This window comes from Aminobacter sp. J41 (genome assembly GCF_000526635.1).
Classification (GTDB): Bacteria; Pseudomonadota; Alphaproteobacteria; order Rhizobiales; family Rhizobiaceae; genus Aerobium.
Genome location: NZ_JAGL01000012.1, coordinates 35990 through 47884 on the forward strand (window position 1 = coordinate 35990; position 11895 = coordinate 47884).

The following is an 11895-nucleotide window of genomic DNA, read 5'->3' on the forward strand; positions in this document are numbered from 1 at the left end:
TAAGGGTGGGGGTGCTTGTCGCTCCTCGCCCGCATCCGCAGCGCCACCGGCCAGGTCGTCATCCTCGGCCTTGAGCCGAGGATCCATGCCTGAACACCGATCGAAGGTGGGGCGGCCGAGGTCTGCTGCCTGAGCTAATTAAATATCCAAACAGCCAACCCAACCGCCAATATGGTCAGCACCGGCGTCGACATGCCGAGCTTTGGCAGCCACGCCGGTGGCGGCGTGCCGGCCTTGAGCGAGCGGCGCAGGGTGACGGTCACGACCAGGATGATGATGAGCAGGACAAGGGCGACCAGCATCTTCAGGTCGAACAGCGGGCCGAGGTGGCTCATGTCATAGCGGTGGGCCCACAGGCCAAGGCCGCTCAGCCACAGAAGGATGATGCCGGTGAGGCCCACCCGGCCGAACATCGGCCGCAGCCGCGCGAGCTCCGGCGTCGGCGTGCGGCGGACCTGCCGGACGACGATCATCTGGCCGATGCCGGAGGCAGCCCCGAGCATCAGGCCGAAGATGTGGATGAACTTCAGCAAGAAATCGATCGCCATGGGCGCAGCCTTTCCTGCCCGTTCAGAGGATGGTGGCGGCGAAAGGCTGGAGCGTCAAGCAGCGGATGTGATTGCTACTGACGTGCCGCGAGGTTGAGGTCAGCCGTTTCCTCGCCCGCCGGCGTTTCCGGCGCAACGGCATCCGGCTCCCGGATCTCCCCGTCGCGAATGCCGAGCGGACCCTCGGAGCTCAGCCACGCCGGGCTTTCCTCTTTCGGCTCGGCTTCAGGGATCGCGCTGACATCCTCTGCGCTTGCCGGAATGGCGTCGGCATCTGCGGCGGCGACCGATGGCGTGATCGGGATGATCTCGGTATCAGCCTCGGCCGGCGATGCGACGGCCGCATCGATCGGCTCAGGCGAGGCCGAGCCGCGCATGACGATCGATGGCGTAGCGGCCTGATCGGCGGCGGGCAGGCTGATGATGGAAGAAGCTGCGGCGGTTCCGGCGCTCAGGATGAGCGCAGGCATGATGGCACTGACGACACGAAACATGACAAGCCCCCCAATTCCTCGCGGAAATGGTACAGGGCGCGGATTAACAAATCGGTGACATCGCGGCACTTGCAGCAAAGGAGCGCGCGCGATAGGCAATGCCGACCCCACGGAGCGTGAATTGGCCGAAATCCTTTCGCCTGAACGGGCACTGCAGCCCGCGCTGGAAATCCTGCGAGCCGGTGAACCGGTCGCGATCCCGACCGAAACCGTCTACGGCCTTGCCGCGGATGCGACCAACGGCGAGGCCGTCGCCCGCATCTTCGAGGTGAAGGGCCGCCCGCGCTTCAACCCGCTGATCGTCCACGTCGCCGACATGGAGATGGCGGAGCGCATCGCCGTGTTCGACGACGTCTCGCTGAAGCTCGCCGAAAAATTCTGGCCGGGGCCGCTGACGCTCGTCCTGCCGCTGAAGAATGGCCACGGCATCCACCCGCTGGTTTCGGCCGGGCTCGAAACGGTGGCGCTGCGCATGCCGCGCGGCGTGGCGGCCGAATTCATCCGCGCGCTGGGCCGGCCGCTCGCAGCACCTTCTGCCAACTCGTCCGGCAAGATCAGCGGCACGACCGCCGAGGCGGTGAACGCCGATCTCGGCGGAAAAATCCAGCTCATCATCGACGGCGGCGCGACCGACGTCGGCGTGGAATCGACTATCGCCAAGGTGACGGAAGAGGGCGTGCGCATCCTGCGTCCCGGCGGCGTGACGGCGGATGAGCTGGCAGCCGTGACCGGTCTGCTGGTGCTGCGTGGCGGTACCAAAGGCATTGAGGCGCCGGGCATGATGTTTTCACACTATGCGCCGGATGCCGGCGTGCGCCTCAACGCGACCGAGCTGCGCGAGGGCGAGGCGCTGCTTGCCTTCGGTCCGGACCGCATTGACGGCGCCGACAAGGCGATCGCGACGCTCAACCTTTCCGAACAGGGCTCGCTGGGCGAGGCAGCGGCCAATCTCTACAGCCATCTCCAGGCGCTCGACCGTTCGGGCGCGGCCGTCATCGCGGTCGAGCCGCTGCCCGAGGACGGGCTTGGCGAGGCGATCAACGACCGGCTGCGCCGCGCCGCCGCGCCGAGGGGCAGTCAGACCGACTCAGGGAGTCAGCAGTAATGGATGCCAGCCTGATCGAGCGTTTCGTCGCCATCGTCGGCGAGAAATACGCGCTGCGTGACGAGGCGGACATCGCGCCTTTCGTCACCGAGCGGCGCGGCCTCTGGGGCGGTAAGACGCCGCTGGTGCTGCGGCCTGGAACGGTCGAAGAGGTCAGCGCCATCCTGAAGCTGGCAACCGAAACCGGAACCCCGATCGTGCCGCAGGGTGGCAATACCGGCCTTGTCGGTGCACAGATGCCGGACCAGACCGGTACGGAAGTGGTTCTTTCCATGTCCCGCTTCGACAGGATCCGCGAGATCGACCTTGAGTCGAACACCATCACCGTCGAGGCGGGCGTGACGCTGCAGCGCGTGCGCGACGCAGCCGAGGAAGCCGGAAAGCTGTTTCCGCTGTCGCTTGCCTCGCAGGGCACCGCGCAGATCGGCGGCAACCTTTCTTCCAATGCTGGCGGCACCGGCGTGCTCGCCTATGGCAATACGCGCGACCTTTGCCTTGGCGTGGAGGTGGTGCTGCCCACGGGCGAGGTGTTCGACGACCTGCGCAAGCTCAAGAAGGACAATACCGGTTACGACCTCAAGGATCTGTTCGTCGGCGCGGAAGGAACGCTCGGCATCATCACCGCCGCGGTGATGAAACTGTTTCCGAAACCGCGCGGCCGCGAGGTCGCCTGGCTCGGCGTTGCGAGCCCCGCCGATGCGCTGAAATTGTTCGGAATGGCGACAGACAGGGCAGGGCAGAGCCTTACCGGTTTTGAGCTGATGATCCACGCCTCGCTCGACTTCGTGCTGAGGCACGTTCCGGGCGCGACGCATCCGCTTTCCTCTCCGCATCCCTGGTATGTGCTGATGGAAGTCTCGTCCGGCCGCTCGGTCGAGGATGCGCGCACGCTGATCGAAGAAATTCTGGCCGAGGGATTTGAGGCCGGTCTGATCGCCGATGGCGTGCTAGCGGAGAGCCTGACGCAGGCAAACGCACTGTGGAACCTTCGCGAAAACATGTCGGAGGCGCAGAAGCCGGAAGGCGCCTCGATCAAGCACGACGTGTCGGTGCCGGTGGCAAGGATCCCGAGCTTCATCGAAGAGGCCTGGGCGGCGGTGACGCGCCTGGAGCCGAATGCGCGGCTCGTCTGCTTCGGCCACATGGGCGACGGCAACCTGCACTACAACATCTCGCAGCCGGTCGGCATCAGGCCTGCCGACTTCCTCGCGCGCTACCGCGTTATTAACGACGCGGTGCACGACGTCGTGCGCGCCTACAACGGATCGATCTCCGCCGAGCACGGCATCGGCCGCATGAAGCGCGATGAGCTGATCGCAACCGCGCCGCCGGTCGCGACCGACCTGATGCGCCGGATCAAGAAATCCTTTGATCCTGCGGGGATCATGAACCCGAACAAGGTGATTTAATCGGGTATTTACTGAGGTTTCGAAGGTCTTACACCGGGTTGCAAAGCGATAACCATCGGACGAAGCCACAAAACCTTAACCCTGCTTTTTAAGCCGTCTGACACAGGGCGCCCCCTAGTCTCGCACCTACAACGAGGTGGGAAAACCACCCGCGAGAAGACCGGAAAACCGGCTCTCAGGAAGAGACAGGAAGGCAAAGATAGTGTCACACACACAGCTCAAGCCCGTTTGGGCCGAGGCCGACTTTCGGCTTGACCCGTTCCGGTTGCCGCACGCGGCATCCTTCAGAATGATGGACGCCCACGGCGACGTGACGTTCACCGTCTCCAGCCGTGGCGCCACCATCCGCCGGGTTCTGGAAACAAGCGGCCTGCCGGTCTCGATCGCGCTGCCGGCACGCGCCTTCCGCGGCGTTGCCGCCCGCGCCATCGAGGATGGCGAAGGCAATGTCACGGTCACGCTGGAACTGATGCATGCGGACCCGATGCTGTCGGTCCCGCTGCTGGTCGCCCACGACCTCGACAACGTTGCCGCCGACTGGCGCGCATGGTCGGAGGCGTTCAAGCTGCCGATGCTGCTGGTCGAGGCCGATGGCGTCGCCCGCTCGCTGGACGAAAACGCTGGGCAGATCAGGAAGGCGCCGCCGGCGACACGCCGCCAGGGTCGCGTTCACCTGCAGCGCCGCCCGCGCTTCCTCGCCCGTCGCAAGACCGGCGCGCTCGGCGTTCGCCTCATCATCAATGGGGAAGAGATCATCGCGCGCCGCTAGCAGAGGCGCGCGACTACCGAAGCATCGGCCAGAAGATCAGAAATTCTGGCTGATGACCGGCCAGGCTCCGCCGATGACGAGGCCGAGGAAGATCAGCCAGCCGACGACCGAGTTGGACTTGAACAGCTTCAGGCACTGGTCGGGATTGTCGATGTCGAGCACGCGGATCTGCCGGATCATGTGCGCGGCCGCGGCAACGAGGCCAGCCAGCGCCGGCATCGGCACTTCGGCATTGGCGAAGGCGACGACGAAGAACAGCAGGGCAAGGCTGTAGAGGCCGATAAGCCACTGCTTGGTGTTCTCGGCAAACAGGCGCGCGGTGGAGCGCACGCCGACCAGCGCGTCGTCTTCCTTGTCCTGGTGGGCGTAGATCGTGTCGTAGCCGATCACCCACAGGATCGAGCCGAAATAGAGCAGCAGCGCTGCGAGGTTCAGCGAGCCGAAATGGGCGGCCCAGCCCATCAGCGCCCCCCACGAGAAGGCGAGGCCGAGGAAGAACTGCGGCCAGTCGGTGAAGCGCTTGGCGAACGGGTAGATGGCCACCGTCAAGAGCGACGCGATGCCGACCAGAACGGCGAACCAGTTGAACTGCAGCAGCACGACGAGGCCGAGCAGGCACTGCAGGAACAGAAAACCCCAAGCCTGCTTCTTGCTGACCTTGCCTGCGGGCAGCGGGCGCGAGCGGGTGCGGGCGACCTTTTCGTCAATGTCCTGGTCGACGATGTCGTTGTAGGTACAGCCGGCGCCGCGCATCAAGATCGAGCCTGCCATGAACAGGAACAGGTGCCAGACGGACGGAAGTACGTCCGCGAGCGCCACTCCCGGCTTCGCATAGGCGGCAGACGCCATTGCAGTCGACCACCAGCACGGCCACATCAGCAGCCACCAGCCGATCGGCCGGTCCCAGCGCGCGAGCTGGGCATAGGGCCAGAGCCCGCGCGGCAGCAGGCGATAGACCCAGTGACCGGAAGGGGCGTCGGCGACGCGTCCCTGCGACTCTTTGGACTGAATGTTTTCCATGCGGACGGAGTGGCAGCGACACAACGCGCCGTCAAGAGATGAGGCTTGCGCCTTGACCCTGACGCCTCCCGGCCCTACCGGAAAGCCGCGATCAATAACGATGAGGAATCGCCGCGATGAACGTACTGCTGATCGGCTCTGGCGGGCGCGAGCACGCACTGGCATGGAAGCTTGCGGCATCGCCGCTGCTGACGAAGCTTTACGCCGCACCGGGCAATCCCGGCATTGCGCAGGAAGCGGAATGCGTTTCTCTCGCGGTTGACGATCACGCGGCCGTCGTTGCGTTCGCGAAGGAAAAGAACATCGACCTCGTCGTCGTCGGTCCCGAGGCGCCGCTGGTGGCTGGCCTTGCCGACGAGCTCGAGGCGGCCGGCATCCGCGTCTTCGGCCCGTCGAAGGCTGCGGCGCAGCTGGAAGGCTCCAAGGGCTTCACCAAGGACCTGTGCGCCCGCTACGGCATTCCGACGGCCGCCTATGGCCGCTTCAACAACGCGCCGAAGGCGAAGGCCTATGCCCGCCAGGTCGGCGCGCCGATCGTCATCAAGGCCGACGGCCTCGCTGCCGGCAAGGGCGTGACCGTCGCCATGACGCTCGATGAAGCGCTGGACGCGATCGACGCCTGCTTCGAGGGCGCGTTCGGTGCTGCCGGTGCGGAAGTCGTCGTCGAGGAGTTCCTTGAGGGCGAGGAAGCAAGCTTCTTCTGCATCTGCGACGGCACCACGGCGCTGCCGTTCGGTTCGGCGCAGGACCACAAGCGCGTCGGTGAGGGCGACACCGGCCCGAACACCGGCGGCATGGGCGCATACTCTCCCGCTCCGGTCATCACCGCCGAGTTGGAAGCGCGCGTCATGCGCGAGATCATTGAGCCGACCATGCGCGGCATGGCAGAGATGGGCGCGCCGTTCCGTGGCATGCTCTTCGCCGGCCTCATGATCACTGAGGAAGGCCCGAAGCTCATCGAATACAACACCCGCTTCGGCGATCCCGAATGCCAGGTGCTGATGACGCGCCTGAAGGACGACCTGCTGACGCTCGTGAATGCCGCCGTCGACGGCCAGCTTTCGCACATGTCGGTGCGCTGGCGCGACGAGGCTGCGCTGACGGTTGTCTTCGCCGCCGAAGGCTACCCGGCCTCGCCGAAGAAGGGCACCGTCATCTCCGGCATTGAGTCGGCTGAGGACGAGAACGTGCAGGTTTTCCATGCCGGCACCGCGCGCGACTCGGAAGACCGTCTTGTTGCCAATGGCGGCCGCGTGCTCAACGTCACGGCCAAGGGCGCGAACGTTACCGAGGCTGCCGCACGCGCCTATGCGGCGCTCGACAAGATCAGCTGGGAAGGCGGCTTCTGCCGCCGCGACATCGGCTGGCGCGCGATCGAGCGCGAGAAGGCTGCCGGCTGATCAGCGCCGGTAGACCGGATCCATTTCGAAGGGATTGGGCGCCGGCTCGTCAGGCAAGGTGCCTTCCTCCCGCCGCATCAGGTAGTGCTTCAGCGAGCACTGCGGTGAACACAGCACGCCACGGTCGCACCAATAGGCCGGGCCGTTATCGATGTTGCCCTCATAGTATTGGAAGTTCTCTGACCCATAGGGCAGGGAGCATTCGATGCACAGGTGCTTTTCGGGGCGTGCCAGCATGGAAGTTCCTCTAGGATAGCGACAATAGTGCCCCAGGCTTCCGTTGCGCAATGCTTGATTGATTTGACGTTTACGTCAGAAGAAAATAGTCAACTTCCTCGACTGGCTGGTGCGCCGTCACGCTTGCAGGACGGCACCGTCCTCTCCGCCACCTGTCCCGACCGAAAGGAAGTTCCGAATGTATCGAGCCCCCGTTGATGAGATCGCCCACACCCTGAAGCACGTCGCCGGCCTGGCGAAGGCGGTCGAGGCAGGGCAATTCGGCGACCTTTCCGAGGATCTGGTGGATGCGATCCTGGCCGAGGCCGGCCGATTCGCCACCGAGGAAATCTTCCCGCTGCGCGAGGCGGGCGACAAGCATGGGGCGGTGCTGAAGGACGGGGCAGTCACCACTCCGCCGGGCTGGAGGGACCTCTACCACCGCTGGATCGAGGGCGGCTGGAACGCGCTCGCCGCTCCGGAGGAGTATGGCGGGCAGGCTCTGCCGACCATGTTGTCGGTCGCGGCCCTCGAGATGTGGAACTCCGGCTCGATGGGCTTTGCCATCGGTCCGACGCTGACGATGGGCGCGATCGAGGCTCTGGAGAAGCACGCCTCGGAAGAGCTGCGCGCCAAGTATCTCGAGAAGCTCGTCTCCGGCGAGTGGATGGGAACGATGAACCTGACCGAGCCGCAGGCGGGTTCGGATCTTGCAGCCCTGCGCGCCCGCGCGGAGCCGGTCGGTGACGGCACCTACCGCATCTTCGGCCAGAAGATCTTCATCACCTACGGTGAGCAGGACTTTACCGACAACATCGTCCATCTGGTGCTTGCACGCCTGCCCGATGCCCCGGCCGGCACCCGCGGCATCTCGCTGTTCCTCGTCCCGAAGTTCTTCGTCAACGAGGACGGCTCGCTGGGCGAGCGCAACGACGTCTTCTGCGCCTCGATCGAGCACAAGCTGGGCATTCACGGATCGCCGACCTGCACGATGATCTACGGCGACGGCTACGTGAAGGACCGTGAGCCGGGTGCGATCGGCTGGCTGATCGGCGAGGAGAACAAGGGTCTCGCCTGCATGTTCACGATGATGAACAACGCACGCCTCGCCGTCGGCATGCAGGGCGTTGCGATCGCGGAAGCCGCCTTCCAGAAGGCGCTTGCCTACGCGCAGGAGCGCCGCCAGGGCAAGGCCGCGGGCTACAAGGGCGAGGGCATGGCGCCGATCGTCTATCATCCGGACGTGCAGCGTAACCTCCTGACCATGAAGGCGCTGACGCAGGTGGCCCGTTCGATCTCCTATTCCTGCGCCCATGCGATCGACATGGCCCGCATCAGCGAGGGTGACGCCGCCCGCCATTGGCAGGAGCGCGCCGGCCTGCTGACGCCGGTCGCCAAGGCGTTCTCGACCGACATCGGCGTCGACGTCGCCTCTATCGGCCTGCAGATCCATGGCGGGATGGGCTATGTCGAGGAGACCGGTGCTGCCGCGCTTCTGCGCGACTCGCGGATCGCGCCGATCTACGAGGGCACCAACGGCATCCAGGCAGTCGACCTCGTCGTCCGCAAGCTGCCGCTTTCCGGCGGCGCTCAGGTGCGCGGCTACATCTCGGAACTCCGCGCCGACATCGAGGCCCTACGCAGCTCGAATGCCGAGGGCTTCGGCCGTACGGCCGAGAAGTGCGCTGCTGCCATCGACCAGCTCGAGGAAGCAACCAACTTCCTGCTCGACGCACAGGGCTCGGGGCGCATGGACTCCGCGCTGGCGGCCGCCACGCCGTACCTGCGCCTGTTCGCGCTGGCGGTGGGCGGTGCTTACCTGATCCGCGGTGCGCTCGCCGATCAGTCGGCGCAGCGCGTCGCGCTCGCACGCTTCTTTGCCGAGAACCTGATCGACGAGACCGAGGCGCTCAAGAGCCGCGTGATCGAAGGTGGTGACAGCCTCGCCGAAGCCGGCGCGGCGCTGATCGCCTGACCAGAATAGCGGCTCAGGGAGGGGACATGAGCGAGCACATCATCGTCGAACGTCGAGGCGCGGTTCAGCTGATCCGCATGAACCGCCCCGACAAGAAGAACGCGATCACCAGCGCCATGTATGCCTCGATGACGAAGGCGCTGGTGGACGGCGATGCCGACGACGAGGTGTGGGCGCATCTCATCCTCGGCGTGCCGGGCATCTTTTCAGCCGGCAACGATGTCGCCGACTTCATGGCGGTCGCGATGGGCGATGATGGCCCGCTCGACGCGTTTGGCTTTCTCATCGCCCTGGCGCGATTGCAAAAGCCACTGGTTTCCGGCGTCGACGGCATTGCCGTCGGCATCGGCACCACCATCAACCTGCACTGCGACCTGACCTTTGCCACGCCGCGTACGGAGTTCCGCACGCCGTTCGTGGACCTTGGCCTCGTGCCGGAGGCGGGGTCGAGCTTGATCGCGCCGATGGTGCTCGGGCGGCAGAACGCGTTCGCCCTGCTGGCGCTGGGCGAGGGAATTTCGGCCGAGAAGGCGAAGGCCGCCGGCCTGATCTACGACGTGGTTCCGGAGGAAGAACTCGAGGCAACCGCCTTTGCCGCTGCCGAGCGGATTGCGCAGAAGCCGCCGCAGGCGCTGAAGATCGCCCGCGACCTGATCCTGGGCGACCGCGAAGTGCTCGTCGCCCGCATCCGCGAGGAGGGCGAGCATTTCCGCGAGCGCCTGAAGTCGGATGAGGCCCGCAACGCCTTCATGGCGTTCATGAGCCGCAAGAAGGGCTGACCCTTACGGGTACAGCCTCGTCTTCTTCCAGCCGTCGCCGTCGCGCTCGAAGATGACGCGGTCGTGCAGGCGGAACTGGCGGTCATGCCAAAACTCGATCGACACCGGCTTGATGCGGAAGCCCGACCAGTAGGGAGGGCGCGGGATCGAGCCGATCGCGTACTTCGCCGTGTATTCGGCCACTGCCTTCTCGAGCGCAAAGCGGCTTTCCAGCGGGCGTGACTGCTTCGACGCCCAGGCACCGATGCGGCTGCCGCGCGCACGCGATTCGTAGTAGGCGTCAGCTTCCTCGTCGCTGACCTTCTCGACGATCCCGCGCACGCGCACCTGCCGGCGCAGGCTCTTCCAGTGGAAGCACATCGCCGCCTTCATCGAGGCGAGGATCTCGCGGCCCTTGTTGCTCTCATAGTTGGTGTAGAAGACGAAGCCGCGCTCGTCGAAACCCTTCAGCAGCACCATGCGCACATTTGGCAGGCCGTCCGGATCGACCGTCGCGAGCGCCAGTGCATTGGGGTCGTTCGGCTCGGATGCGGTGGCGTCCTCAAGCCATTTTGCAAAAAGCTTGTAGGGTTCCGCGCTTTCGGTGAAGTCACCATCTATTAAGCTTGTTTCCGCCATGCTAGCACCCTGTATGCGATTGTCATGAACGGGGAGATTGCCTATTGGCGCGCCCGAAGCAAGGGTCCGATAGAAGGCGCAGCCGGCTTTTCCTTTGGGTCAGCCTGTGCATGACCTTGCCCCTGGCCGCATGCGGCAGCAAGGGCTTCTCCCTCGAAAGTGCAGTTCCGGACACGCTGACGACAGGCACCGTCAGCGGCGCGCTCTCGCCAGCCTCCGATGAGTGGACCATCCGCAACGCGGTCTCGTCGGCGATCGTCGGCGAAATCGGCGAGAATGGTCTTGGCTGGGCCAATGTGGCTTCCGGTTCGCGCGGCACGATCCGAAATCTCACCGAAAGCCGGGACGGCGATACGCTCTGCCGCGATTTCACAACGACTCTGGAAAGTTTTGAGGGCGTGTTCCTCTATGATGGGCGCGCCTGCATGGAGCGATCCAAGGTCTGGACCCTGCACAGGTTCGAGAAGGTCGGCTAGTTTGCATGAATAAGGCACTGGAATCCGTGTCTTATCGTCCACATATTAACCGCGACAAATACCTTCCTTCCCGGCAGACAGGATACAATGCGCGATCCCTATGACGTTTTGGGCGTTGCGAAGAACGCCTCTGCAAAGGACATTAAGTCCGCTTTCCGGCGGCTGGCCAAGAAGTATCATCCGGACCAGAACCCGGATGATCCGAAGGCCAAGGACCGCTTCGCCGAGGTTAACCAGGCCTACGAGATCCTCGGCGACGAGACCAAGCGCGCGCAGTTCGACCGGGGCGAGATCGATGCAACCGGCAAGCCTCGCTTTGCCGATTTCGGTGCTGGCGGCGATCCATTCGGCGGCTTCCGCCGCAGCGGGCCCGGCGGCGCGCATTTCGAGTTTCGCTCGTCCGGTCCGGGCGGCGGTTTCGACGCGTCGGACATCTTTTCCGAGATTTTCGGCAGTGCCTTCGGCGGTCGTGGTGCGGGCCCCGGCGCCGGCATGGGCGCTGGCGGTGCGAAGCGCCGTGCCAGCGCGGCCGGCGGCAACGACATCAACGTCACGCTCGACGTGACGGTCGAGGACATTGCGACAGCCGCCAAGGTTACCGCGAACTTTCCGGACGGCCGCAAGGTCGGCATCAAGCTGCCCGCCTATGTCGAGGACGGCCAGACCATCCGGCTCAAGGGCCAGGGCGAATCATCGCCGCTTGGCGGTCCGGCAGGCGATGCGCTGGTGAAGGTGAGGCTGCGCCCGCACCCCCTTTACCGCGTCGAGGGCCGTGACCTGCACGTCGACGTTCCCGTGTCGCTAACTGATGCCGTTCTCGGTGGCAAGGTGCCGGTCGAAACCCCGCATGGCCGCTTCGCAGTGGCGGTGCCGGCATGGTCGAGTTCGGACCGCAAGCTGCGTCTCAAGGGCAAGGGTCTGCCGCTCAAGACGGGCGGTCACGGCGACCTCTATGCCCATGTCCAGATCATGCTTCCGGAGGGAAACGCCGAGCTCGAAGCCTTCGCGCGGCGCGCCCAGTCGAGCAGCGCAAATAGCGCATAGCTTGAAGCCTGAACGCGCCTGTGCGATACGGCTCCCATTCTT

At 65.1% G+C, this 11895-nt stretch carries 13 protein-coding genes; 8 read left to right on the top strand and 5 right to left on the bottom strand.

Translation table 11 applies throughout. The features are described from left to right. Positions 1-134: 134 nt before the first annotated feature. Together L630_RS0110340 and L630_RS0110345 are read right to left on the bottom strand one after the other, a co-directional pair. Positions 135-548 (bottom strand): hypothetical protein, encoded by a 414-nt coding sequence (locus L630_RS0110340; RefSeq protein ID WP_024848182.1) that lies wholly within the window; start codon positions 546-548, stop codon positions 135-137. Between the two features lie 74 nt (positions 549-622). Next, complete coding sequence (locus L630_RS0110345; protein ID WP_024848183.1) at positions 623-1042, bottom strand: hypothetical protein; 420 nt, start codon at positions 1040-1042, stop codon at positions 623-625. 121 nt (positions 1043-1163) lie between these two features. Here L630_RS0110345 and L630_RS0110350 point away from each other — a divergent pair, with 121 nt between their 5' ends. The 3 genes from L630_RS0110350 (at position 1164) to L630_RS0110360 (ending at position 4325) form a co-directional block, all read left to right on the top strand. Further along, complete coding sequence (locus L630_RS0110350) at positions 1164-2147, top strand: L-threonylcarbamoyladenylate synthase (RefSeq protein WP_024848184.1); 984 nt, start codon at positions 1164-1166, stop codon at positions 2145-2147. After that, positions 2147-3556, top strand: a complete 1410-nt coding sequence (locus L630_RS0110355) for an FAD-binding oxidoreductase (protein ID WP_024848185.1) — start codon at positions 2147-2149, stop codon at positions 3554-3556. The genes L630_RS0110350 and L630_RS0110355 overlap by 1 nt, the downstream gene beginning before the upstream one ends. Positions 3557-3758: 202 nt before the next feature. Then, positions 3759-4325, top strand: a complete 567-nt coding sequence (locus L630_RS0110360; RefSeq protein WP_024848186.1) for a DUF6101 family protein — start codon at positions 3759-3761, stop codon at positions 4323-4325. Positions 4326-4361: 36 nt separating this feature from the next. Here L630_RS0110360 and ubiA read toward each other — a convergent pair whose 3' ends face one another. Further along, on the bottom strand, positions 4362-5345 hold the full coding sequence (gene ubiA, locus L630_RS0110365; protein WP_024848187.1) for a 4-hydroxybenzoate octaprenyltransferase: 984 nt from the start codon (positions 5343-5345) through the stop codon (positions 4362-4364). A gap of 116 nt (positions 5346-5461) precedes the next feature. On the opposite strand from ubiA, the gene purD reads away from it, so the two are divergent. Beyond that, entirely contained in the window at positions 5462-6745 is a 1284-nt protein-coding gene (purD, locus tag L630_RS0110370) for a phosphoribosylamine--glycine ligase (RefSeq protein WP_024848188.1), read from the top strand. Here purD and L630_RS0110375 read toward each other — a convergent pair whose 3' ends face one another. Continuing rightward, positions 6746-6982: a hypothetical protein gene (locus L630_RS0110375; RefSeq protein WP_024848189.1), complete on the bottom strand. Its 237-nt coding sequence runs from the start codon at positions 6980-6982 to the stop codon at positions 6746-6748. Positions 6983-7160: 178 nt separating this feature from the next. Here L630_RS0110375 and L630_RS0110380 point away from each other — a divergent pair, with 178 nt between their 5' ends. Both L630_RS0110380 and L630_RS0110385 read left to right on the top strand, forming a co-directional pair. After that, positions 7161-8936 carry an acyl-CoA dehydrogenase gene (locus L630_RS0110380; protein ID WP_024848190.1) on the top strand — a complete coding sequence of 592 codons (1776 nt, stop codon included), beginning with the start codon at positions 7161-7163 and terminating at the stop codon, positions 8934-8936. Positions 8937-8962: 26 nt separating this feature from the next. Then, complete coding sequence (locus L630_RS0110385) at positions 8963-9715, top strand: crotonase/enoyl-CoA hydratase family protein (RefSeq protein ID WP_024848191.1); 753 nt, start codon at positions 8963-8965, stop codon at positions 9713-9715. Positions 9716-9718: 3 nt separating this feature from the next. Here L630_RS0110385 and pdxH read toward each other — a convergent pair whose 3' ends face one another. Further along, entirely contained in the window at positions 9719-10333 is a 615-nt protein-coding gene (pdxH, locus tag L630_RS0110390) for a pyridoxamine 5'-phosphate oxidase (protein WP_024848192.1), read from the bottom strand. Between the two features lie 110 nt (positions 10334-10443). Between pdxH and L630_RS0110395 the strand changes: the two genes are divergently transcribed. Together L630_RS0110395 and L630_RS0110400 are read left to right on the top strand one after the other, a co-directional pair. After that, positions 10444-10809, top strand: coding sequence for an RT0821/Lpp0805 family surface protein (locus L630_RS0110395; RefSeq protein WP_024848193.1), 366 nt, complete (start codon positions 10444-10446; stop codon positions 10807-10809). Between the two features lie 87 nt (positions 10810-10896). Then, complete coding sequence (locus L630_RS0110400) at positions 10897-11853, top strand: J domain-containing protein (RefSeq protein WP_024848194.1); 957 nt, start codon at positions 10897-10899, stop codon at positions 11851-11853. The last annotated feature ends 42 nt before the right edge of the window (positions 11854-11895 follow it).